The 23,930-nt window shown below is 72.9% G+C and carries 20 protein-coding genes; 12 read left to right on the top strand and 8 right to left on the bottom strand.

Annotation, left to right across the window (positions count from 1 at the left end):
- Positions 1-107 precede the first annotated feature (107 nt).
- Positions 108-788 carry a TetR/AcrR family transcriptional regulator gene (locus ACIBTU_RS31810; protein ID WP_399130113.1) on the top strand — a complete coding sequence of 227 codons (681 nt, stop codon included), beginning with the start codon at positions 108-110 and terminating at the stop codon, positions 786-788.
- Here the strand turns inward: ACIBTU_RS31810 and ACIBTU_RS31805 are convergent.
- Entirely contained in the window at positions 778-1,680 is a 903-nt protein-coding gene (locus ACIBTU_RS31805) for an SAM-dependent methyltransferase (RefSeq protein WP_399130112.1), read from the bottom strand. The two genes, ACIBTU_RS31810 and ACIBTU_RS31805, sit on opposite strands and share 11 nt — an antisense overlap.
- Before the next feature lie 100 nt (positions 1,681-1,780).
- A complete protein-coding gene (locus ACIBTU_RS31800) occupies positions 1,781-2,734 on the bottom strand; it encodes an NADP-dependent oxidoreductase (RefSeq protein ID WP_399130111.1) in 954 nt (317 codons plus the stop codon).
- Positions 2,735-2,804: 70 nt separating this feature from the next.
- Between ACIBTU_RS31800 and ACIBTU_RS31795 the strand changes: the two genes are divergently transcribed.
- A complete protein-coding gene (locus ACIBTU_RS31795) occupies positions 2,805-3,782 on the top strand; it encodes a GlxA family transcriptional regulator (protein ID WP_399130110.1) in 978 nt (325 codons plus the stop codon).
- Positions 3,783-3,832: 50 nt separating this feature from the next.
- On the opposite strand, the gene ACIBTU_RS31790 is transcribed toward ACIBTU_RS31795, so the two are convergent.
- Positions 3,833-5,899, bottom strand: a complete 2,067-nt coding sequence (locus ACIBTU_RS31790; protein ID WP_399130109.1) for an NAD(+) synthase — start codon at positions 5,897-5,899, stop codon at positions 3,833-3,835.
- Positions 5,900-6,094: 195 nt separating this feature from the next.
- Between ACIBTU_RS31790 and ACIBTU_RS31785 the strand changes: the two genes are divergently transcribed.
- The 3 genes from ACIBTU_RS31785 to ACIBTU_RS31775 all read left to right on the top strand — a co-directional run bounded on the left by ACIBTU_RS31785 (position 6,095) and on the right by ACIBTU_RS31775 (position 9,915).
- Positions 6,095-7,558, top strand: coding sequence for an FAD-dependent oxidoreductase (locus tag ACIBTU_RS31785; protein ID WP_399130108.1), 1,464 nt, complete (start codon positions 6,095-6,097; stop codon positions 7,556-7,558).
- Positions 7,559-7,785: 227 nt separating this feature from the next.
- Complete coding sequence (locus tag ACIBTU_RS31780) at positions 7,786-8,502, top strand: pyridoxamine 5'-phosphate oxidase family protein (protein ID WP_399130107.1); 717 nt, start codon at positions 7,786-7,788, stop codon at positions 8,500-8,502.
- 78 nt (positions 8,503-8,580) lie between these two features.
- A complete protein-coding gene (locus tag ACIBTU_RS31775) occupies positions 8,581-9,915 on the top strand; it encodes a radical SAM protein (RefSeq protein ID WP_399130215.1) in 1,335 nt (444 codons plus the stop codon).
- 232 nt (positions 9,916-10,147) lie between these two features.
- Here the strand turns inward: ACIBTU_RS31775 and ACIBTU_RS31770 are convergent, their stop codons facing one another.
- Positions 10,148-11,161, bottom strand: a complete 1,014-nt coding sequence (locus ACIBTU_RS31770; RefSeq protein WP_399130106.1) for an asparaginase — start codon at positions 11,159-11,161, stop codon at positions 10,148-10,150.
- A 133-nt stretch (positions 11,162-11,294) separates the two neighbouring features.
- Between ACIBTU_RS31770 and ACIBTU_RS31765 the strand changes: the two genes are divergently transcribed.
- Positions 11,295-11,756, top strand: a complete 462-nt coding sequence (locus tag ACIBTU_RS31765) for an Lrp/AsnC family transcriptional regulator (protein ID WP_399130105.1) — start codon at positions 11,295-11,297, stop codon at positions 11,754-11,756.
- Between the two features lie 5 nt (positions 11,757-11,761).
- Here ACIBTU_RS31765 and ACIBTU_RS31760 read toward each other — a convergent pair whose 3' ends face one another.
- The 4 genes from ACIBTU_RS31760 to ACIBTU_RS31745 form a co-directional block, all read right to left on the bottom strand.
- Entirely contained in the window at positions 11,762-12,724 is a 963-nt protein-coding gene (locus ACIBTU_RS31760; protein ID WP_399130214.1) for an oligopeptide/dipeptide ABC transporter ATP-binding protein, read from the bottom strand.
- Between the two features lie 47 nt (positions 12,725-12,771).
- Positions 12,772-14,742, bottom strand: coding sequence for a dipeptide/oligopeptide/nickel ABC transporter permease/ATP-binding protein (locus ACIBTU_RS31755; RefSeq protein WP_399130104.1), 1,971 nt, complete (start codon positions 14,740-14,742; stop codon positions 12,772-12,774).
- Positions 14,742-15,692, bottom strand: coding sequence for an ABC transporter permease (locus ACIBTU_RS31750; RefSeq protein ID WP_399130103.1), 951 nt, complete (start codon positions 15,690-15,692; stop codon positions 14,742-14,744). The genes ACIBTU_RS31755 and ACIBTU_RS31750 overlap by 1 nt, the downstream gene beginning before the upstream one ends.
- Positions 15,693-15,776: 84 nt before the next feature.
- Positions 15,777-17,375, bottom strand: a complete 1,599-nt coding sequence (locus ACIBTU_RS31745; protein WP_399130102.1) for an ABC transporter substrate-binding protein — start codon at positions 17,373-17,375, stop codon at positions 15,777-15,779.
- Positions 17,376-17,537: 162 nt separating this feature from the next.
- Here ACIBTU_RS31745 and ACIBTU_RS31740 point away from each other — a divergent pair, with 162 nt between their 5' ends.
- The 6 genes from ACIBTU_RS31740 to ACIBTU_RS31715 all read left to right on the top strand — a co-directional run bounded on the left by ACIBTU_RS31740 (position 17,538) and on the right by ACIBTU_RS31715 (position 23,885).
- Positions 17,538-18,290, top strand: a complete 753-nt coding sequence (locus tag ACIBTU_RS31740) for a FadR/GntR family transcriptional regulator (RefSeq protein WP_399130101.1) — start codon at positions 17,538-17,540, stop codon at positions 18,288-18,290.
- Positions 18,291-18,622: 332 nt separating this feature from the next.
- The gene (locus tag ACIBTU_RS31735; RefSeq protein WP_399130100.1) at positions 18,623-19,612 is read left to right on the top strand and encodes an acetylxylan esterase; all 990 of its coding nucleotides are present in this window, start codon (positions 18,623-18,625) and stop codon (positions 19,610-19,612) included.
- A gap of 77 nt (positions 19,613-19,689) precedes the next feature.
- Positions 19,690-21,150 carry an exo-alpha-sialidase gene (locus ACIBTU_RS31730; protein WP_399130099.1) on the top strand — a complete coding sequence of 487 codons (1,461 nt, stop codon included), beginning with the start codon at positions 19,690-19,692 and terminating at the stop codon, positions 21,148-21,150.
- 163 nt (positions 21,151-21,313) lie between these two features.
- On the top strand, positions 21,314-22,273 hold the full coding sequence (locus ACIBTU_RS31725; protein ID WP_399130097.1) for a dihydrodipicolinate synthase family protein: 960 nt from the start codon (positions 21,314-21,316) through the stop codon (positions 22,271-22,273).
- Complete coding sequence (locus tag ACIBTU_RS31720) at positions 22,270-23,205, top strand: ROK family protein (protein WP_399130095.1); 936 nt, start codon at positions 22,270-22,272, stop codon at positions 23,203-23,205. Before ACIBTU_RS31725 ends, ACIBTU_RS31720 begins: the two co-directional genes overlap by 4 nt.
- Entirely contained in the window at positions 23,202-23,885 is a 684-nt protein-coding gene (locus ACIBTU_RS31715; protein WP_399130094.1) for an N-acetylmannosamine-6-phosphate 2-epimerase, read from the top strand. The genes ACIBTU_RS31720 and ACIBTU_RS31715 overlap by 4 nt, the downstream gene beginning before the upstream one ends.
- The last annotated feature ends 45 nt before the right edge of the window (positions 23,886-23,930 follow it).

The following is a 23,930-nucleotide window of genomic DNA, read 5'->3' as shown; positions in this document are numbered from 1 at the left end:
CTGTTGTCAACGGTGTTGACACTTTTGCCGCCGAGAACGCCGAGGCCGGTGGGTGTGCCGCCGGGGCGCTAGGGTCGGCGGTCGAAGACCCGAGGAGAGACCGAGACATGGCGAAGCAGGACACCGGCCGGCGTGAGCGCAGGACCCTGCGCAGGGAGGCCGCCGTGGACGCCGCGTTCCGGCTCGCCGCGCGCGAGGGCGTGGCCGGCCTGACGATGCGCAAGCTCGCCCAGGAGCTCGAGGTCGACGTCGCGGCCCTGTACCGCCTCTACCGCGACAAGGACGAACTGCTGCTCGCCTGCTGCGAGCGCACCATCGAGATGTCGCGCGCGGAGCTCGGCGAGGTGCCCGACGACGAGGCCTGGCAGGACACGCTGCGCCGGTTCGCCGAGGTCACCTGGCGGGTCCAGACCGCCCACCCGGCGATCACCGTACTGACCTTCGCCCGCACCACCGGCGGCCCCGCCGAGCAGCTGACGGTGGAGCTGCTGCTGACCGCGTTCGCCCGCTCCGGCGCCGCACCGGACCGCGCGGTGCTGCTCTACCGCACGTTCGTCGACACGTGCCTCGGCCTGTGCGCGCACGCGGCGGCCCTCGCCACCCTCGATCCCGACGCGCAGGAGAAGGACGCCACGGCCTGGACCCGGGTCTACGCGCGCGCCCCCGAGGGGGACCACCCCGTGACCCGGGCCCACCGCGACGCGCTCGCCGCCGTCGGCCAGAAGACGATCTACGACACCGCCGTCGAGGCGCTCATCGCCACGACGGAGGCGGCTCTCACGGCTTGAGCGCCACGACTCCGTAGATGTTGATGTCCTCGTCCCGGACATCGCCGATGCCGCGCCGGGCGGCCCGCTCCAGCGGGTCGAGTGCGGACGCCTCCGTCTCCTCCAGCTCGGTGTGCCGCCAGGTGCCGTCCGGGCGCCAGTGGTGCACGGGGACGACGCCCGGGTCGAGGGGCTCCAGGCCGTTGTCCGTGAGGAAGCGCAGCACCTCGCCGCGTGTACGCAGCGTGAAGGGCAGGCCCGTCGCCTTCAGACCCGGCAGGATCGTGTCCGGGTTGAGGTCGGCCGTCAGGTGACTGAGGAACACCGCGCTGCCCGACGGCAGGGCCGCCGCGAGCTCGGCCATGATCCTGGACGCCTCGGGCTCGGGCACGAAGTGCAGCACCGCCGCCAGCCCCAGCGCCACGGGCCGGTCCAGGTCCAGGGTGTCGCGGGCGCCCTTCAGGATCGCGGCCGGTTCGCGCAGGTCCGCATCGAGATAGGCGGTCCGGCCCTCGGGCCCGCCGGACAGCAGGGCCCGCGCGTGCGCGAGCACCACCGGGTCGTGGTCCACGTAGACCACCCGGGACGCCGGTTCGACGCCCTGGGCGATCTCGTGCACGTTCGGCCTGGTCGGCAGGCCGGTGCCGATGTCGAGGAACTGGCGCAGTCCGTGATCCCGCGTCAGGTGCAGCACCGCGCGCCGCATGAAGTCCCGGTTGTGCCGTACGTCGAGGTAGCCGCGCGGGTTGTGACCCAGGGCCTTGGTCGCCGCCGCCCGGTCGACCGCGTAGTGGTTCTTGCCGCCGACGAGGGCGTCGTAGACGCGGGCCGGGTGGGGGCGCGTGGTGTCTATCCGCTCCCGCACCTTCTGCCATGCCTCGGCGTCGGTGCGGGACGGTGTGGCATCAGTCATCGGCACACGGTAGCGGGCCCGTCGAAGTTCCGCCGCGCCCTTGCTCGTTGTACGGGGAACCGCGCGGCCGGCCCCACGCACCCGCGCCCGGAAGCGACACCTACGGCCGCACGCTGAGCACCAACTTCCCCGTCACCCGCCCCGTCTCCCCCTCGGCGTGCGCCTGCGCCGCATCGGCCAGGGGATACGTGCCCGACACGTGCACCCGGAGCCGCCCCGACTCCACCAGAGCCGCCACCGCCGACATACCCGCCTGGTCGTGCTCGACCAGCATGTCCACGGCGCGCACCCCCAACTCCTCGGCCCGGCGCGTCACTTCGTCCATACCGCCCGGCAGGATCGACACCAGGACGCCGCCCGGCCGCAGCACCTCCAGCGAGCGCAGCCGGTCCTCGCCGCCCAGCGTGTCGAGCACGACGTCCACGTCCCGCACCTCCTTCACGTAGTCCGCGGTGCGGTAGTCGATCACCTCGTCCGCGCCGAGCCCCCGTACGAAGTCGTGCTTGGCGGCGCTCGCCGTGCCGATCACGTACGCGCCGCGCGCCTTCGCGATCTGCACCGCGACGTGCCCGACGCCGCCCGCCGCCGCGTGGACCAGGACCCGCTGCCCGGGCCGCACGTCCGCGTTGTCGACCAGTGCCTGCCAGGCCGTCAGCGACACGAGCGGCAGCGCCGCCGCCTCGACGTGGCCGAGGCCGGCCGGCTTCGGCACGAAGGCGCGGGTCGGCCCGGTCACGTACTCGGCGTGCGAGCCCGCCCCGTACGGGTACGGCAGCATCCCGTACACCTCGTCGCCGGGCGCGTACAGGGAGACGCCGATGCCGACCGCCTCGACGACCCCCGACACGTCCCATCCGAGCACGAACGGCGGCTCGCCGAGGAACGCTCCGAACCTGCGGTGCTTCCAGTCCGTCGGGTTCACCCCGGCCGCGTGCACGGCGACGAGGATCTGCCCGACGCCCGGCACCGGCCGGGGCAGGTCGGTCGTCTGAAGGACTTCGGGACCCCCGAGGGTCTCCTGGCGGACGGCGCGCATCGTCTTGTTCTCGGTCATGGACCAAGCGTGCGCGAGGCGCCGCCGCGCGGGCAATGGCAAGATGGTCATCAAGCGATACGATCGTGCCATGGCCGTCATCGACACCGTCCTCAGGACCGCTCCGCCGCACCGGATCGCCGTTCTCGCGCTCGACGGCGTCTACCCCTTCGAGCTGGGCATCCCCAACCGGGTCTTCCCCGAGGTCGACGGGGCGTACGAGGTGATCACCTGTGCGGCGACGGACGACCGCACGGTCGCCACCAACGCCGACTTCACGATCACCGTGCAGCACGGCCCCGAGGCGCTCGACCACGCCGACACCGTCGTCGTCCCGCCCTACGACCTGAGCCGGATCACCGCCGCGCCGCCCGCGCCGGTCCTGGAGGCGCTGCGCCGGATCCGGCCCGGCACCCGCATCGTGTCCATCTGCACCGGTGCCTTCGCGCTCGCCGCCGCCGGGCTCCTCGACGGCCGGCCCGCGACCACGCACTGGGCGCTCACGGACGTGTTCCGGCGCATGTTCCCGCAGGTGCCGCTCGACCCCGACGTGCTGTTCGTCGACGACGGTGACCTGCTCACCTCGGCGGGCGCCGCGTCCGGACTCGACGTGTGCCTGCACATCGTCCGCGCCGACCACGGCAGCACCGTCGCCAACCAGGTCGCCCGGCGCTGTGTGGTGCCGCCCTGGCGCGAGGGAGGCCAGGTCCAGTACATCGAGCGTCCCGTGCCGCCCGAGCCGGACGCCGGCACCGCCGCCACCCGCGCCTGGGCCCTGGAACGCCTCGACCGGCCGCTCGCCCTGCGTGAGCTCGCCGCGCACGCCCGGATGAGCCCGCGCACCTTCGCCCGCCGCTTCCAGGAGGAGACCGGCACCAGTCCGGGACGCTGGCTGATCCAGCAGCGGGTGCAGCGGGCCCGCCACCTCCTGGAGGCCAGCGAGCTGCCCGTGGACCGGATCGCCGCCGAGGTCGGCTTCGCGACCGGCGCCTCGCTGCGCCGGCACCTGCACGCGGCGATCGGCGTCACTCCGCAGGCCTACCGCCGCACCTTCCAGGTCACCGCCTGACCGGTCACAGCGTCGCTGCCCGACCGGTCACGGTGTCATCCGCCGACCGGTCACCGCTCGGCCGGTGCCCCCTGGGCCTCGACCTCGGCCGGTGACCAGCGCTCCAGATCCCGCAGCCACGCCCGCGCGTTCCCGTCCGACGGGGCCCGCCAGTCGCCGCGCGGGGACAGCGAACCGCCCGCCGACACCTTCGGCCCGTTCGGCATCGCGGACCGCTTGAACTGGGCGAACTGGAAGAAGCGCTTGCAGAAGTACTCCAGCCAGTGCCGGATCTCCGCGAGGTCGTATTCCTTGTGGTCCTTCTCCGGGAAGCCGGGCGGCCACGCGCCCGCCGCCTGGTCCCGCCACGCGTGCCACGCCAGGAACGCGATCTTCGTCGGCCGGAACCCGTACCGCAGCACGTGGAACAGCGTGAAGTCGTGCAGCGCGTACGGGCCGATCTTCGACTCCGTGGACTGCAGCTCCTCGCCCGGCACCAGCTCGGGGCTGATCTCCGTGTCCAGGATCGCCGTGAGCGTCTTGCCGGCCTCGTCGCCGAACTGCCCGCTGCTGACCACCCACCGGATCAGATGCTGGATCAGCGTCTTCGGCACACCCGAGTTCACGTTGTAGTGGCTCATCTGGTCGCCGACGCCGTACGTGCACCAGCCGAGCGCCAGCTCGGACAGGTCACCGGTGCCGAGCACGATGCCGCCGCGCTGGTTCGCGAGCCGGAACAGGTAGTCGGTGCGCAGACCCGCCTGCACGTTCTCGAACGTGACGTCGTAGACCGGCTCGCCCGCGGAGAAGGGGTGGCCCATCTCCTTCAGCATCAGCCGCGCCGTGTCGGAGATGTCCAGCTCGGCCGAGGTGACCCCGAGGGACTCCATCAGCCGGTGCGCGTTCGACTTCGTGTGGTCGCTCGTCGCGAAGCCCGGCATCGTGTACGCGAGGATGTCGGTGCGCGGGCGCCCCGCGCGGTCCATCGCACGGGCCGCCACGATCAGCGCGTGCGTCGAGTCCAGACCGCCCGAGACCCCGATGACGACCTTCGGGTTCCCGATCGCGCCGAGCCGCTGCACCAGCCCCGACACCTGGATGTTGTACGCCTCGTAGCAGTCCTGCGCGAGCCGCTCGGCGTCCGCCGGCACGAACGGGAAGCGCTCGACGCGGCGGCGCAGACCGAAGTCCGTCGCGGGCGCCGCCAGTTCGAAGCCGACCCGGCGGAAGTCGCCGGTGCGGGCCGCGTGCGTACGGCGGTTGTCGTCGAACGTGCCCATCCGGCGCCGCTCCTGCATCAGCAGGTCCAGGTCGACGTCCGCCACCGCGAACTGGTCGCCCTGCGCGAAGCGTTCCGTCTCGGCGAGCAGCGCGCCGTTCTCGTAGACCATCGTCTGGCCGTCCCACGACAGGTCCGTGGTCGACTCCCCGAGGCCCGCCGCCGAGTACACGTACGCGGCCAGGCAGCGCGCCGACGCCGAGCGGCACAGCAGCCCGCGGTCCTCGGCGCGGCCCACCGTGATCGGACTGCCCGACAGGTTCAGCAGCACCGTCGCCCCGGCGAGCGCGGCCTCGGCGCTCGGCGGCACCGGCACCCACATGTCCTCGCACACCTCGGCGTGCAGCACGAGCCCCGGCACGTCCTCGGCCGCGAACAGCAGATCCGTGCCGAACGGCACCTCCGCGCCGCCGACCCGGATCGTGCCGCCGCGCTCGTCGTCGCCGCCCGCGATCTGGCGGCGCTCGTAGAACTCCCGGTAGTTCGGCGGGTACGACTTCGGGACCACGCCGAGGACCCGGCCGCGGTGGATCAGGACCGCGCAGTTGTAGATCCGGTGCCGGTGGCGCAGCGGGGCGCCCACCGCGAGCACCGTCATCAGGTCCGCGGAGCCCGCCACGACCTCGGCGAGCGCCGCCTCGACGTCGTCCAGGACCGGGTCCTGCAGCAGCAGGTCCTCGATCGAGTAGCCCGTCAGGCCCAGCTCGGGGAAGACGGCGACCGCGACGCCGTCCCGCGCGCACTGCCCCGCCTGGCGCAGGACCGCCTCGGCGTTGGCGAGCGGGTCGGCGATCGCGGCGTGCCCCGTGCAGGCGGCGACGCGGGCGAAACCTTGGGAGTAGATCGAGCGGAAGTTCACCCGCCCATCATGTCAACCGCCCCTGGGCGCTGCGCGGCGGGACCCGTCCGCCCTCCGAGGGCCGGGACTTCGGTACGTACGCCCCGGACGGCGACCCCGCGATCCCGCTGACCGGGAGCGCCGGCCGCGTCCGACCCGCCGCGGCCCCTAGCCTCCAGCACGTCCACGAGCAGCCTCAGCTTCAGGAGCGTACGGATGCGGCCGATCGACGAGAACACGGTTCCGGAGTGGGACGCCGACGCGGATGTGGTGATCGCCGGATACGGCGTCGCGGGCGCGGCGGCCGCGGTCGCCGCCGCGCAGGAGGGCGCCGAGGTCCTCGTCCTCGAACGCGCCGGCGGCTGGGGCGGGGCCGCCGCGCTGTCCGGCGGGTTCATCTACCTCGGCGGCGGCACCGCGCTCCAACAGGCCTGCGGCTACGAGGACACCCCCGCGAACATGGCCGCGTTCCTCACCGCCGCGCTCGGCCCCGGCGGCGACCCGCACAAGATCGGCCTCTACAGCGAGGGCAGCCCCGAGCACTACGACTGGCTCACCGGCACCTGCGCGGTGGCCTTCCGCCCGGCGTTCTTCGGAGAGCCGGCCTGGGAGGCGTACGGCGACGAGGGGCTCATGTACTCGGGTGGTGAGAACGCCCACCCGTTCCCGGAGATCGCCGACCCGGCGCCGCGCGGGCACCTGCCCTGCGAAGGGCCGCTCACCGGCGCCCCGAACGGCGAGCAGGGCCGGGGCCGGCTCCTCATGGAACCCCTCGTGCGCACCGCGTCCCGGCTCGGCGTCACCGCCCGCTACGACACCCGCGTCGACGGACTCGTCGTCGCCGCCGACGGCCGGGTGTGCGGGGTGCGGGCCCGCTCCTTCGGCCGCACCCTCCACGTCCGCGCCCGGCGCGGCGTCGTCCTCACCACCGGCTCCTTCACCTACGACGCGGCCATGGTCGGCGCGCACACGCCCCGGCTCAGCGGGCGGCCCGGCGCCGCCGTCGAGGAGCACGACGGCATCTCCATCCGGCTCGGCCAGGCGCTCGGCGCGCAGGTCAGCCATCTCGACGCCTGCGAGGTCGCCGTCGGCGTGGACCCGCAGCACCTGGTCCGGGGCATCGTCGTGAACGCCCACGGGCAGCGCTTCATCAACGAGGACACCTACGCCGGCCGCATCGGGCAGGCCGCTCTCCTGAACCAGGGCAACGGGTGCTGGCTCGTCCTCGACGAGACCGGCTTCGAGGAGGCCGACGCCGCGACCCGCGCCGCCGAGCAGTTGCGCACGGCCCCCACGGTCGTCGCCGAGACCCCCACGGAGCTGGCCGCCGCCATGGGCCTGCCCGAAGGCGCCCTGGAATCGACCCTCGACCTCTACAACCGCCACGCCGAACAGGGCCGCGACCCCGTCCACCACAAGGCGGCGGCCTGGCTGCGCCCCCTGAAGGGCCCCCTCGGCGCGGTCGACCTCGGCCCCCGTACGGCGGGCTTCGCCCTCGGCGGCCTGACGACCGACACCGAGGGGCGGGTCCTCCACGTCGACGGCGCCCCCGTCCCCGGCCTCTACGCCGCCGGCCGCGCCACGACAGGCATCGCCACGGGCGGCTACGCCAGCGGGGCCTCGCTGGGCGACGGCACCTTCTTCGGCCGCCGCGCCGGCCACGAGGCCGCGCAGGCATAGCCCGGCACCTCGTCGGCACCGCTGCGGACGCGCCCCACAAGGGGCGCGGGGAACTGCGCGACCAGCCACGACGGCGCGGCGGCCGGCGATGGTGTTCGGCCCCTACGGCGGCGACGCCGTAGCCGAGGCCGACGGAGTCACGCACCCGGACATGCCCCCCACCAGCCCCAACTCCCCACCCAGGCCCGATGATCAACCGCCGGAGGCGCCCGGTACTGTTCCGCCGCATGACCCACACAGAACCGCCACGCACCGACAGCGACACCCCGGGCGACGCCCGGAACCGCACCCTGGCCCCGACCGACCGCACCCGCCTGCGCCGCATGAAGGAGAAGGCCCGCTTCGAGCGCTCGGAGCTCGAGGCCGTCCTCGACGCCGGTTTCGTCTGCCACCTCGGCGTCGTGGTCGACGGCGTCCCCATGGTCGTACCGACCGTCTACGGACGCGACGACGAGCACCTGTACTTCCACGGCTCCGTCGCCAGCCGCAGCCTCGCCGCCGACCCGGACGCGACGATATGCGTCACCGTCACCCACGTCGACGCCCTCGTCCTGGCCCGCTCCGTCTTCGAGCACAGCGTCAACTACCGCTGCGCGATGATCTACGGCACCCCGCGCCAGGTCACCGACGACGCCGAGAAGACCGAGGGCCTGCGCATCCTCACCGAGCACACGGCCCCGGGCCAGTGGGACTACGCCCGTCGCCCCAGCCGCAAGGAACTCGCCGCGACCACCCTCCTCGCCCTTCCCCTGGACGAGGCCTCCGTCAAGATCAGCGACGGCCCCCCGGACGACGCCGACTCGCCCGACGCCGCGCTCGGCCTGTGGGCCGGAGTGCTGCCCCTGAACTCCCGCTGGGGCGCCCCCACGGCGGATCCGGCGCTCCCCGTGGGCATCACCGCACCGGCCCACATCACGGCCCGAGCGGGGACCCGCCAGGGCTGAGGGACAACCGGGGGCATACCGTGAGAGGTCGAAGCACGGCCCGGCAGCGAACGAGGAGTGGGTGCAGGGATGGACGGGATGGCCGACAAGGCGGAGAGCCGCACGGCACTGGTCGAGGACCTGATGGAGCGCTTCCCGCACGTTCCGAAGGAGGCGGTCTTCAAGGAGGACCTGCTCCGGGGCGGCGTCGCGTTCGACCCGTCGGCGCTCAGCGACAACGAGGGCGGCGAGGTCAAGCCCAAGTCGTACTTCATCTTCTCGTTCGACCACGGCACGCTCCCGGAGCTCGGCGAGGCCGCCCTGCGCCGCCCGCCGGAGGAGATCGTCCTCACCGGCGGCCCCTACGACCTGCGCCGCACGGTCGTCTCGGTCCGCGTGAACCCGGCCTCCCCGTACCGCGTCGCTGCGGGCGAGGACGGCCTGCTCGGCCTCTACCTCGACGGCAAGCGCATCGCGGACGTGGGCGTCCCTCCGATGCCGGAGTACTACCGCCACAAGCTCTCGAACGGGAAGTCGGTCATGGAGGTGGCCCCCACCATCCAGTGGGGCTACCTGATCTACCTGACCGCCTTCCGCGTCTGCCAGTACTTCGGCGCCAAGGAGGAGTGCCAGTACTGCGACATCAACCACAACTGGCGCCAGCACAAGGCGGCGGGCCGCCCCTACACGGGCGTGAAGGACGTCGACGAGGTCCTCGAGGCGCTCTCGATCATCGACCAGTACGACACGGCGAAGTCCTCCACCGCCTACACCCTCACCGGCGGCGCCATCACGTCCAAGGTGCAGGGGCTCGACGAAGCGGACTTCTACGGGCGGTACGCCAAGGCCATCGAGGAGCACTTCCCGGGCCGCTGGATCGGCAAGGTCGTCGCCCAGGCGCTGCCGAAGGACGACGTCCAGCGCTTCAAGGACTACGGCATCCAGATCTACCACCCCAACTACGAGGTGTGGGACGAGTACCTGTTCAAGATGTACTGCCCGGGCAAGGAGCGGTACGTCGGCCGCGACGAGTGGCACAAGCGGATCCTCGACTCGGCCGACATCTTCGGCGCGCGCAACGTGATCCCCAACTTCGTCGCCGGTGTGGAGATGGCCGAGCCCTTCGGCTTCAAGACGGTCGACGAGGCCATCGCCTCCACGACCGAGGGCCTGCGCTTCTTCATGTCGCAGGGCATCACCCCGCGCTTCACGACCTGGTGCCCCGAGCCGACGACCCCGCTCGGCAAGGCGAACCCGGCGGGGGCGCCGCTCGAGTACCACATCCGGCTGCTCGACGCGTACCGCTCCACGATGGACGAGTTCGGCCTCTCGTCCCCGCCCGGATACGGTCCGGCCGGCGCCGGCCGCGCGGTCTTCTCGGTCAGCTCCTTCATGGACAGCCTCGCCCCCAACACGGAGTCGGTCGAGATCTGACCCCCGCCGTGGCGCTGCCGCTGCGTGACACGCCGCGGCCCGGTGGGGGCGGGCCGCGCAGTTCCCCGCGCCCCTGAGATGCACACCCTTCGGGTGGCATCTCCCCGATGAAGGCTGCGCGCAGCGCATGCCTTCAGGGGCGCGGGGCTGTGTCGGCAAGCGGCTCCGCCGCGGGGCGCGACCAGCCACGACGCAAGCCGCACCCGGCGAAGAAGCCGGCGGAGCTACGGCGTCACGCCGCCTGGGCCACGGCCCCCTCGGACACGCCGAGCAGCTCTCGCACGAGCTTCACCCGGACATCCGCCGAACCCTCGGAGAGCAGCGCCGAGAGGACGGCCACCCGGGTCTGCCCGGCCCGCAGCACCCCGGAGAGCACCGCCCCGGCCGCCACCAGGTCCACGGCCCCGCCCCCGGTGTAGATCTCGGCCAGAGGCCCGGCCGGCACCCGGGTGGAGACGGCGACGAGCACACCCGCCCGCACGGCGGAGTCCACCGCGTCGACGAACTCCGGCGTCGCGTTCCCCGCCCCGGTCGCCACCAGGACGATCCCGCGCGCTCCCGCCGCGATCGCCGCTTCGAACAGCGCCGGGTCGGCGTCACTGTGGTGCATCACGATGTCGACGCGCGGTATCGGGGTCCCGTCGGCCGGGACGGCCAGCGGCGCGGGCCGCTCCGGGACGCGCCGGACGTCGACCCGCCCGAAGCCGAGCCGGCCCACCGGCGTGTCGGCCGACGGGTCGGAGAAGGCGTCCGCCGCGAGGGTCTGCGTCTTCACGGTGCCGCGCGCGGCGTGCATCTTGCCGTCGAAGACGACGAGCACGCCGAGGTCGCGCACGGAGGCGGCCACCTGAAGCGCGTCGTACATGTTCCCCGGACCGTCGCCGTCCGTCGCGCCGAGCGGCTTCTGCGCGCCGGTGAAGACGACCGGGCGCGGGTCGTCGTGGTGCAGGTCGAGCAGGAACGCGGACTCCTCCAGGGTGTCCGTGCCGTGCGTGACGACGATGCCGTCGACCGAGGGGTCGGCGAGGACCTCCCGCACCGTGCGCAGCAGCGTGAGCTGGCGCTCGGTGGTCATCCGCGAGCTGTTCACGTTGAACAGGTCGATCACCCGTACCTCGACCCCGTCGGGCACGGCGGCGCTGGCCAGGACGGTGTCGCCGCCCGCGTCGGCGGCGTATCCGGTGCCCTGCCAGCGGCTGGCGATGGTGCCGCCGGTGCTGATGAGGGTGATGTGCTTGGTGTCCATGGCGGCTGCCTCACGGGTCGCGGGGTCACGGGCGCGTGACAGGAGGGGTATCTCGCAAGGGTAAATCGAACGTCGCGCAATTGGATTGCGAAGTTGCCGCCTCTGCGCGCGTAGCATGATGAATAATTGCTCGATGGACCGGATTGATTTGAATATCTTGCGCGAGCTCCAGGCGGACGGGCGGCTCAGCAATCAGGAGCTCGCCCAGCGGGTGGGCCTGAGCCCGTCGCCCTGCATGCGGCGCGTGCGTCAGCTGGAGCAGGACGGCGTCATCCAGGGGTACCGCGCGATCATCGACCCCGAGGCGGTCGGCCGCGGCTTCGAGGTGCTCGTCTCCATCGAGGTGCGCCGCGACCGGGAGTCCGTGGAGGCGTTCGAGCGCGCACTCCAGGACATCCCGGACGTCATCGAGGCGTACCGGCTCTTCGGCAGTCCGGGCTGTCTGCTGCGGATCGCGGTCGCGGACCTCGCCGAGTACGAGCGCCTGTGGATCGAGCGGCTGACGGCCCTCGACGGCGTCACGGAGGTCAACTCGCAGATCATCATGAAGCGGATCAAGGAGCCGAAGGGGCTGCCGGTCCCCGACCGCCCCTGATCCCTCTATCCGGCCTCCTGCGGGTGGACGCAGTGCCAGCGCCGGTCGCCCGTCGAGGCTGTCGACTGTGCCGGGAACACCTCCGCGCACGCCTCGTCCGCCTTCCAGCAGCGCGTGCGGAAGGGGCAGCCCGACGGCGGGTTCGTCGCCGACGGGATCGGGCCCTGCAGCACGATCCGCTCCGGCCGTTCCAGCAGACTCGGCGTCGCCGAGAGCAGCGCCTGTGTGTACGGGTGCCGGGGTGCGCCCGCGACCGCGGCGGCCGGCCCCTCCTCGACGACCCGGCCGAGGTACAGCACCGCGATCCGGTCGGCGAGATGGCGCACCGTCTGCACGTCGTGCGAGATGAACACCATGCCGAGACCCAGGCGTTCGCGCAGGTCCGTGAGGAGGTTCAGGATCTGCGCGCGCACCGAGACGTCCAGCGCGCTGGTCGGCTCGTCCGCGACGATCAGTTCCGGCTCCAGGGCCAGTGCGCGGGCGATGGCGACGCGCTGGCGCTGGCCGCCGGAGAGGCGGCCGGGCAGCGCGTCCAGGGTGTGCCCGGGCAGGCCGACGAGGTCGAGGAGTTCACGCACCCGCGCCTCGCGCTCGTCGGGTGTGCCGCGGCGGTGCACGTCGAGCGGGTCGCGCAGGATGCTGCGGACGGGCAGGCGCGGGTTGAGCGCCGTCGACGGGTCCTGGAACACGACTCCCACCGCCGGGCCGAAGCCCGTACGCCGCTCGGCGTCCGAGAGGGACCACAGGTCGGTGCCGCGGAAACCGACCTGCCCCTCGGTGGGCCGCTGCAGGCCGGTGACGACGCGGGCCAGCGTCGACTTGCCGCAGCCGGACTCGCCGACCAGGCCGGTGATCTCGCCCCGCCGCACTTCGAGCGAGGCGTCGGTCAGCGCGTACACGGAGTCGCGGCGGAAGACCCCGCCGCTGCGGGCCTTGTGCCGCACGTGGACGCCGTCGAGCCGGATCAGCGGGGCCGACGCGGACGCCCGGGTGTCCGGGGCGGGCTGCGCGAGGGTCATCGGGTGCTCCCCAGGGGTGCGGCCGCGTGCGCGGCGTCGGCGGGGTGGTGGCAGGCGAACGCGTGGTCGGCCCGGCCGCCGCGGGCGGCCGAGGGCGGCGGTGTGCTCGCGCACAGCTGGGTCGCGGCCGCGCACCGGGAGGCGAACCGGCAGCCGGCGCCGAACGCCTTCGGTGCCGGGACGACCCCGCCGATCTGGTGCAGCCGCCGCGCCCCCGACTCCAGGGACACGACCGAGCCCAGCAGCCCCCGGCTGTAGTGGTGCGCCGGGTCGGTCAGCAGGGCCCGGGTGTCACCGGCCTCGGCGATCTGACCCGCGTACATCACCGCGACGCGGTGGGCGAGGTCGCCGACCAGGGCCAGGTCGTGCGAGACGAGGACCATCGCGAAGCCCAGTTCGTCGCGGAGCCGGACCAGGAGCTCGACGACCTGTGCCTGCACGGTGACGTCGAGCGCGGTCGTCGGCTCGTCCGCGATGAGCAGCCGGGGGCTGCGGGACAGCGCCATGGCGATGAGGACGCGCTGGCGCTGGCCGCCGGACAGTTCGTGCGGATAGCTGCGCAGGGTGCGCTCGGGGGACAGGCCCACGAGGTCGAGGAGCTCGGCGGGGGTGCGGGTGCCACCGCGCGAGGTGAGCCGCTTCAGCTGCGCGCCGACGAGCACGGACGGATTCAGGGACGACATGGCGTCCTGGTAGACCATCGCGATCTCCGGGCCCATCAGGGCGCGCCGCTCGCGCGGGGACATCGTCAGCAGGTCGCGGCCGCGGTACAGGATCTCTCCTCCGGCCACCGCGTTGCGCGCGAGCAGGCCCATGACCGCCAGGCTGGTGACGGACTTGCCGCAGCCGGACTCGCCGACGAGGCCGAGCGTCTCGCCCTCGCGGACCGTGAACGAGATGCTGTCGACGACCTTCGTGTCGCCGTACCGGTCCGGGAAGCGGATCGACAGGTTCCGTACGACGAGGAGTTCGGTGGCGTCCTTCGCGAGCGGCGGCACCGCCGGCTTCGACTCACGTATTCTGGAAGCCAGTTGAGACAGGGCGGAGTCCACCTCGGCCTGGTCGGCGATGACCTGGGCCGGGGCGCCGGAGTCCTCCGTGCCGCCCGTGCGGGAGGTGTCGGGCGCGGCCGCCGCGTCGGTCATGCCCTCGGACAGGATGTTCAGCGCGAGCACGGTGACCAGGAGGCACAGGCCGGGGAAGAAGGTGGCCCACCAGCCGCCCGACAGCAGGATCTGCCGGCCGTACGCGAGGACGCTGCCCCAGCTGGGGTCGGGGTCCTGCACACCGGCACCGATGAACGACAGGCTCGCCTCGAAGATGATCGAGTCGGCGACCATGACCGTCGCGAACACCAGGACCGGGGCCGCGCAGTTGACGGCGACGTGCCGGGCGACGATGTACCCGCGGCGGGCGCCGATGACCTGCTCGGCGGCCACGTAGTCCTCGCCGTACTGCTCCAGGACGTTGGCCCGGACGACCCGGGCCAGCGACGGCGCGTAGACGAAGGCGATGGTGAAGACGATGACGGGGACGCTCGGGCCGAACACCGCGACGAGTACGGCGGCGAGCGCGATCGGCGGGAACGACATGACGACGTCGAGCGTGCGCATCACCGACTCGTCGGCGAGCTTGCGGGAGGTCGCGGCGAGTGCGCCGAGGACCGAGCCGAGGACGAGGGCGAGCAGCGTCGCGCCGAAGCCGATGACCAGGGAGTAGCGGGCGCCGTGCACGACGCGGGCGAAGACGTCGCGCCCGGCCCGGTCGGTGCCGAACCAGTGGGCGGCGTCCGGCGCCCGGGCCGGCACACCGGTGGCCAGCGGGTCCTGGGTGAGCAGCGGGGCGAACAGGGCGCCGAGGACGACGACGAGCAGGATGCCGAGGGCGATCCTCGAGACGACGGGCAGCCGGCGCAGGCGCGCGCCGGGCCGGGCGAGGCGTTCGGCCAGAGAGCGTGGAGCGAACATCACACCGTCCTGATGCGCGGGTTGACGAGCAGATAGAGCAGGTCGACGACGACGTTGACCACGAGGAACGCGATGGCGATGGTGAGCACGGTGCCCTGGACGAGCGCGACGTCACCGCCGGTGACGCCCTCCAGGATCAGCTTGCCCATGCCGGGCAGGTCGAAGATCGCCTCGATGACGACGGCGCCGCTGAGCAGGTAGCCGACCTTGACGCCGAGCACGGTCAGCGGCGTGACCAGGGCGTTGCGCAGCACCGACCGGATGATGAGGAACGGCGGCAGGCCGCTGCCCCGGGCGGTGCGCACGTAGTCGCGGTCCAGCTCGGTCACCATCGACGTGCGGATGAGCCGGGCGAGCGACGCGGCGACGGGCAGGGCGAGGGAGATCGCGGGCAGCGCGAGCGAGCGCAGCCAGCCGGGGAAGGAGTCCGCCGGGTTCACATAACCACCCGTCGGGAACACCGGGTTGTTCAGCGCGAACTGCTGGATGAGCAGCACCCCCAGCCAGAACGACGGCAGTGCGATGCCGGCCATGGACAGCACCCGGAAGACCTGGTCGGGCCAGCGGTCGCGGTACACGGCGCTGATGACGCCGGCGACCAGCGCGAGCGCGATCGCGAGCGTGAGGCCGAGCACCGTCAGCTGGAGGGTCAGGGGGAAGGCCGTCGCGATGCGCTCGGCGACGGGCCGGCTCGGCGGCACCGTCACGCCGAGGTCGCCGTGCAGCAACTGCCCGAGGAAGTGGACGTACCGGACCGGGAGCGGGTCGTCGAGACCCTGGGCGTGCGCGAACGCGGCGCGCGCCTCGGGGCTCGCACTGTCGCCGAGGGCGTTGTAGGCGGGGTCGACGGGGGAGAACTGGAGGACCACGAAGACCAGCAGCGCGATCCCGAGGATCATCACCGGCATCATCGCGACGCGGCGCAGCGCCAGCCGGAGGAAAGCAACCATCGTGAGGGGTTCCTAGCGGTCGGGGCCGGACCCGCTCCCGGGGTGACGGGAGTGTGCGGGCCCGGCGGCCTGGGCGGTGCGCGGTCAGGAGCGCCCGACGTCGACGAAGGACAGGCCGGTCGTCGGCAGCGGCCGGAAACCGGTCAGGGCCGTGGAGTCCCAGGCGGTCGGCAGCTTGCGGTGCAGCACCGGATAGAGCGCGGCCTCCTCGGCGACCAGATCGGTGACCTGGCTCCACAGCTCCTTGCGCTTCCCGGCGTCGCCCGTGCTCGCCGCCTTGTCGAGCAGCGACCTCACCTTCTTGTACGGGGCGGAGCCGGCCCAGCCGTAGCGCTTCTCGGGCCAGAAGCCGTAGTAGAACCAGCGCAGCAGCAGGTCCGCGTCGTTGCCGAAGACCGAAGGGTCGCCCGGGGCGGCCAGCGCGTGGAAGTCGCCCTGGTCGACCTTCGCGTACTGGGCGGGGGACTGGGCGATGTCGAGCTTGACGTCGACCCCGACCGCGTCCCAGCTCTCCTTGATGAGCGGGGCGATGTCCTTGACCCAGCCGGTGTCCGTGAGCAGGAGGGTGAAGGACAGCTTTCCGGCCCCGGCCTCGGCGAGCAGCTTCTTCGCCTTGGCGACGTCGTGGGTGTAGACCGTGGCGGCCTTCTGGTAGTCGGGGTGCGTCGCCGGGACGTAGCCCGTGGCCGGTTCGGCGTTGCCGAGCAGGGCCGTCCTGATGATCTTCTCGGTGTCGAGCGCGTAGTGCAGTGCCTGGCGCACCCGCTGGTCGGCGAACCGATCGTCCTTGCAGTTGAACATGAGGAACAGCAGGCCGAACGACTGGACCGACTCCACCTTGTTCTTGCCGGTGAAGCCCTTCATGTCGATGTACGGCACGTCCTCGATGGCCTGGACGCGGCCCGACTGCAGGGCGCTGACCCGGGCGGACGGGTCGGCCATCAGCCGCCACACCATTTTCTTGGCCTTGGCCTGGTGCGGCCCGTTGTACTTGTCGTAGGCCTCCATCACGATCTTGTCCTCGCGGACCGCGGAGACGAAGCGGTACGGGCCCGAGCCCACCGGATTGGCGTCGAAGGCCTTGGCGTCCTTGCCGGCGATCTTCTTCGGGACGATCCGTACGACGGATATGCGGGACGGGAACAGCGCGAAGGCGAACTTCAGTTTGAACTCGACCGTGCTCGCGTCGACCGCCTCGACGGAGTCGATGAACGGCACGAACTGCGCCATCAGCGAGGCGTTCTCCGGGTCGAGGACGCGCTCGAAGCTGAAGACGACGTCCTCGGCTGTGACCGGGGAGCCGTCGTGGAAGGTCGCTCCCTTGCGCAGCGTCGCCCGGTAGGTCGTCGCGTTGATCTTCTTCGGCATCTCGGTGGCCAGCGCGGGGCGGGCGACGAGGGTGGCCGGGTCGAGGTCCACCAGGCCTTCGAAGATGTGCATGTTCGCGGCGTACGGGGTGGCGCCGGACGTGATCATCGGGTCGAAGCCCGTGGAGAGCGGGTACGACAGACCGGCCTCGATGGTGTCGGCGCCGCCGGCGCCGGACGTGCCCGCCCCGTCGCCGCTGGAGGCGGGACCTCCGCAGGCGGTCAGGCCGGTGGTGGCCGCGGTCGTCACACCGATGGCGCTCGTGTATCTCAGGAAGGTGCGGCGGTCGACGCCGGCTGCGCTGCGCGAGGGCAAGGAGTCCTCCAGACGGACAAGGGGGTGACTGAAGAATGGCCAGAGAGGTGGTCACTCCGGCGGAAAGTGTGGTCAAGGCCTCACCAGTCGGGCGTAGGACGTCAGACGTCCGATGCCTTGATAGTGTGGGAAGGTAGTCCGGTCAAGGAGAGGGGTCAAGAGGTGGCGAGGGAACAGGCGCCGGTGAAACCGGTCGCGCCGGAGCCCCGGGCGGCACGTCAACCGCTCAGGCAGGAAGTCGTCGACGGCATCAAGACGTACATCCTGAGCAACAAGCTCCGCCCCGGCGACCCGCTGCCGACCGAGCCCGCCCTGTGCGAGGCTCTCGGCGCGAGCCGCTCCAGCGTGCGGGAGGCCATCAGGATCCTCACCGCGCTCGACATCGTCGAGGTCCGCCACGGTTACGGCACCTACGTGGGGCGGCTGAGCCTGTCCGCCCTCGTGGAGAGCCTCACCTTCCGCGGACTGCTCAGCCCCGACGACGACTTCCAGGTGATGTCCGACCTCATCGAGGTGCGCGAGCTGTTCGAGCGCGGGATGGCCGAGCGGCTCGTCGGCGCCCTCGGGGGCGAGGAGGCGGACCGTCTCCAGGTCTTCGTCGACACGATGCGCGCGGCGGGCGCGGGTGACGCCCACGACTTCATGGCCGCAGACCGCTCCTTCCACGCCCAGCTCGTCGCCCCGCTGGGCAACGACCTGATCGGCCAGCTCTCCGCCGCGTTCTGGGAGGTCTACGTGATCGTGGCGCCGCACCTCGACGTGTTCACCAGCGAGCACGGCGACACAACCGTCGCCAATCATCAGCGCATCGTGGACGCGGTGCGCGCCCGGGACGCCGGCGAGTTCGCGGCCGCGCTCCGTGATCACTACGAGCCGGTGCGGCAGCGGATCGCGGAGGCCCGCGCCCGGCGCTGACCTGCGGTTTTCTGCGGCGTCCGTCCCGTTGGGGGCGGGCGTCGCTGCTGTGTGCCCCCGGGTGGAGCGCCACAACTGTGCGGCGCGTCCTGGCACTTGACGTCCCTGTACGGCAGACCCTAAGGTCCCGGGACAGCAGACATCAGACGTCCGTTGTCCCTGGTTGTCGGTCCCTCGACCGGCCGCGGCCGGGACGGCCGTACCACTGGGCGCTGTCTGCCCCGCTCGCCACCCTGCCGCGCCTCAGAGGGCGCCGGGTGCGCAGGAATCACCTCCCCGTCCTGCTACCACCCGGCCCCGCCCGCCGCCCACCACACCCCGGGGCCCACCACATGCCACTGACGGACCTCTCCCTCGCCGAGTGCCTGGCGCTGCGGCCCGAGCTCGACGAACCCGCGGGACTCGATGCCTTCTGGGCCCGCACCCTGGACGCCGAGCGCGGCCAAGGTGCCGCGGCCCGGGCGGAGTTCACCCTCGTCGACACCGGGCTCAGCCAGATCACGACGTACGACGTCACGTTCCCCGGGCACGCCGGTGAACCCGTGCGCGGCTGGCTGCACCTGCCGGCGGCCGCGCCCCGGCAACCCCTGGGCTGCGTCGTCGAGTTCCTCGGCTACGGACGCGGCCGGGGCCTCGCCCACGAGCAGTTCCTCTGGGCCGCCGCCGGGTACGCCCACCTCGTCGTCGACACCCGCGGCCAGGGCTGGTCCGCCGCCCCCGGCGACACGCCCGACCCGGGCGCGGGGGAGCCCGGCGCCGTGCCCGGCTTCCTCACCCGCGGCGTCGAGGACCCCGGACAGCACTACTACCGGCGGGTGTTCACCGACGCCGTACGCGCCGTCGACGCCGTGCGGACCCATCCGGCGGTCGACCCCGGGCGCGTCGTCGTCACTGGCGTCAGTCAGGGCGGCGGGATCGCGCTCGCCGTCGCCGCGCTCGTCCCCGGGCTCGCCGGAGTCATGCCGGACGTCCCCTTCCTGTGCGACATCCGGCGCGGCGCGCGGATCGCAAGCGCGGGACCGTACCCGGAGATCGCCGCCTACCTCGCGCTGCACCGCGACCGCGCCGACACCGTGTTCCGCACCCTTGCCCACGTCGACGCGGCCGTGCTCGCCCCGCGCGCCACCGCCCCTGCCCTGTTCTCCGTCGCGATGATGGACGACATCTGCCCGCCGTCCACGTGCTTCGCCGCCTACCACCGCTACGGCGGCCCCAAGGACGTACGCGTCTACGAGTTCAACGGCCACGAGGGCGGCGGCGCCCACCATCGGCGCGTCCAGCTCGACTGGCTGCGCACGTTGCCGGCGCTCGCCGCGCCCTGAGCGCCGGCGCGCCTTCGTACGACCACCCGTTCCGCAGTGCTCCCGCTCGTACCGTCCACCCGAGAAGAGGTCCGTACATGCAGCAGCGAAGAGTCACCCTGGGCACGCTCGCCGCGGCGCTCGCCGTCGTCGCCGCCACCACGACCACCGCCCACGGCGCCGGGGCCGGCACCCTCACCTCGCAGGATCTGGCGACCGCCGGCACCGGATCGCCGTACTACCGCATCCCCGCCCTCACGAAGACGACCGACGGCACCCTCATCGCGGCCTATGACGCCCGGCCCACCCTCGCCGACCTGCCCAGCAACATCGGCATCGTGATCCGCCGCTCCACCGACGGCGGCGCCACCTGGCAGCCCCAGCAGGTCGTCCGGAAGGATGCCGCGCCCCAGGGGTACGGCGACCCCAGCCTCCTCGTCGACCGTGAGACCGGCCGGGTCTTCCTCTTCTACGCGGCCGGGGTCAACCAGGGATTCTTCGGCTCGGCCACCGGCAACGACGAGACCGACCCGAACGTCCTCCAGGCCGACTACAGCTACTCCGACGACAACGGCCGCACCTGGAAGCACGAACGGATCACCGCCGACATCAAGAACCCGGCCTGGGGCGGCATGTTCGCCTCCTCCGGCGAGGGTGTCCAGCTGCGCCGCGGCCCGTACAAGGGGCGGCTCGTCCAGCAGTACGCCATCCGGAACAACGGCGCCAACTACGCGGTCAGCGCCTACAGCGACGACCACGGCGCCACCTGGAGGACGGGGACACCCGTCGGCCCCGGCGGCGACGAGAACAAGACCGTCGAGCTGTCCGACGGCCGCGTCATGCTCAACAACCGCTCCGCGCCGTACCGCACGGTGGCCTACTCCAGCGACGGAGGCGTCACCTACACCCCGTTCCAGCAGGACACCGAACTGCCCGACCCCGCGAACAACGGATCGATCACCCGCTTCGCCCCCGATGTGGCGCCCTCGCATCCGCGGGCCTCGTGGCTGATGTTCAGCAACACCGCCACCACCGGCGGCCGCAAGAACCTCACCGTCCGGCTGTCCTGCGACAACGGGCAGAACTGGCCGGTCAGGAAGACCGTCGAGGCCGGCTCCGCCGCCTACTCGACCCTGACCCCGCTCGGCGACGGCACCGCACCGAACCCGGGCATGGGTCTGCTGTGGGAGCGCGCCGACTACCGGCACATCACCTACTCCTCCTTCGACCTCCAGTGGCTCGCCGGGGTCTGTGCGCCCGTCACGATCACCCCGACGGCCCTGAAGGCGGGCGCGACGACGGAGGTCCCGGTCCGCGTCGTCAGCCAGAACGACGTCAGCCTCCCGGCGGGCACCGTCACCCTCCGCCTCCCGGCCGGATACACGGCCCCGACGACCGAGTTCCCGGCTCTCCAGCCGGGCCAGGGCGCCACCCTGAAGATCCCGGTGACCGCCCCGGCCGACGCGACGCCCGCAACACTGACGGCCACTGCGGACTACGCGGTCCGTGGCCGCCAACACGCCTACGGCGACGCGAAGTTGACCGTCACCGCGCCCTGACCGGCGGCCGGTCCACAGGTCGCGCACCCGCCGCGACAGCGGTGCGCATCGGCACCGTGGGCCTGCGGGCCCCGTCCGGCGGTGGGTCCGCCGGACGGGCCCGCGGCCCCGCCGGACGCACCCCACCCGATCCCGAACCACCCCTGCACCACCTGGAGTTCCCATGCCCTGGTCCCACCCCCTGCGCGGCGTCGTGCCGCCCGTCTGCACTCCGCTCGACCCTGCCGGTGAGGTCGACACCGGGTCTCTCGCGCGGCTCGTCGGGCATCTCGTCGACGGCGGCGTGCACGGCCTCTTCGCGCTGGGCTCCAGCAGTGAGGTCGCCTTTCTCACCGACCGGCAGCGTGCCGTGGCCCTGGAGACCGTCGTCGAGGCGGCCGCCGGGCGAGTCCCCGTCCTCGCCGGGGTCATCGACATGACCACCCCCCGTGTCGTGGAGCACGCCCGCGCCGCCCGCGCGCTCGGCGCCGACGGCCTCGTCGCGACCGCCCCCTTCTACGCCCGCACCCACCCCGCAGAGATCGCCCGCCACTTCCGCACCGTGCGCGAGCACGGCGAACTCCCGCTGTTCGCCTACGACCTGCCGGTCTCCGTGCACAGCAAGCTGCCCGGCGCCCTGGTCCGCGAACTCGCCGAGGACGGCACGCTCGCCGGGCTCAAGGACAGCAGCGGCGACGAGGGCTCGCTGCGCCGCCTGCTCGTCGAGCTCGGCGGCCGGCACGGCCGTGCCGAGGGACCCGCCCCCACCTTCAGTGTGCTCACCGGTTCCGAACTCACCGTGGACGCAGCCCTTCTGGCGGGCGCCGACGGCGTCGTCCCCGGCCTCGGCAACGTCGACCCGGCCGGGTACGTCCGCCTCTACGACGCCGTGCGCGGCGGCGACCTCGACACCGCCGTCAAGGAGCAGGAGCGGCTCGTCGACCTGTTCGGCCTCGTCGACGCGGGCCCCGAGGCCGAGATGGGCCGCAACTCCTCGGCCATCGGAGCCTTCAAGCACGCCCTGCGCCTCCTCGGGGTCATCGCGCACGGCGCCACCGCCGCCCCGCAGATCCCGCTGGACGACACTGCCGTGGCGCTCGTCGAGACCCGGCTGCGGGCGGCCGGCCTGCTCCCCGTCCGATGACCGCGGCCCCGCCGGTCGTCGGTCTGGACCTGGGCGGCACCAAGATCGACGCCGCTCTCGTCGCGCCCGACGGCGCCGTCCTCGCCCGGCACCGGCTGCCCACCCCGGCCGCCGACGGCCCAGAGGCCGTGCTCGAAGCGCTGGCCGACGCCGCCAGGGCGGTACGCGGGCCACACGCCACGGCCGTCGGGGTCGCCGCGGCCGGGGTCATCGACCCGGCTTCGGGCACCGTCACCAGCGCCACCGACACCCTCCCGGGCTGGGCCGGCACCGCCCTCGGATCCGGCCTGGCCGCCCGCACGGGACTGCCCGTGGCCTGTGACAACGACGTACGAGCGGCCGCCGGCACCGAACTCGCCGACGCACCGGGGGCGTCCCTGCTCTACGTGGCCGTCGGCACCGGAGTGGGCGGCGCCGTCGCCACCGACGGCCGCATGGTGCACGGCCGCCGCGGCATCGCCGGGCACCTCGGTCACCTGCCCGTACCGGAGGCCGCCGGACTGGCCTGCACCTGCGGCGCCGAGGGGCACCTGGAGGCCGTCGCGGCCGGCCCCGCCATCGCCGCCCGCTACGCCCGGGTGACCGGCACCGAACCCGGCCCCCTCCAGCGGGTCGCGGAGCGGGCGGCACAGGGCGACGCGCAGGCCGCCGCCGCGATCACCCGAGGCGCCCGCGCCGTAGGCCGTGTCCTGGGCGGCCTCGCCAACGCGCTCGGCCCCGACCGGGTCGTCGTGGCGGGCGGTGTCCCACGGATCGGTGCCCTGTACGGGGACGCCCTGACGGCGGCGTTCACCGCCGAACTCATGGAGCCACTGCGTGATCTGGTGATCCGTCCGCCCGCGGTCGGTCACGATGCCGCGATCCTCGGCGCCGCCGCCCTCACCCGCACCCTGCCCCTGCACATCCCGCGCACCACCGGAGTCCCCGAATGACCGAAGGCCCCCTGCTCGCCGCCCTCGCCGGCCGTCTCGTCGTGTCCTGCCAGGCGCCGCCCGGAGATCCGATGCGGCACACCGACACCCTCGTACGGATGGCCCGTTCGGCCGAGGCGGGCGGGGCCGCCGCCGTCCGGGTCAACGAACCGGAGGTGGTCGCAGCCGTCGCCGCCGCCGTGGACCTGCCGGTGATCGGCCTCTGGAAGGACGGGGACGCCGGCGTCCACATCACACCCACCGTGCGCCACGCCCTGGCACTCGTCGAGGCGGGCGCGGCCGTCGTCGCCGCCGACGCGACCGACCGGCCACGCCCGGACGGCGGTACGTTCGCCGAGCTCGTCACTGCCGTGCACGGCGCGGGCGCCCTGGTGATGGCCGATGTGTCGACCCTGGCCGAGGGGGTCGCGGCAGCCCGGGACCGAGCCGACCTCGTCGGCACGACGCTCTCCGGGTACGTACCGGGCTCCCCGCAACAGGACGATCCCGACCTCGAGTTGGTGGCCAAACTCGCCGCGGCGGTCTCCGTGCCGGTCGTGGCGGAGGGCCGCATCGCCACCCCGGCGCAGGCAGGCGCGGCGCTCTCCGCGGGCGCCGCGAGCGTGGTGGTCGGCACGGCCATCACGGCCCCGACCGCACTGACCCGGCTGTTCGCGGCGGGGCTCGGCGGCGTCCTCTGATCCCGCACCACCACCCCTGTCATGGTATAGACCAATAGGTCTAGA

Source organism: Streptomyces sp. NPDC050145 (genome assembly GCF_044460245.1).
GTDB lineage: Bacteria > Actinomycetota > Actinomycetes > Streptomycetales > Streptomycetaceae > Streptomyces.
The sequence above is the reverse complement of the archived record's forward strand: the minus strand, read 5'-3'. Positions and strand labels throughout refer to the sequence as shown.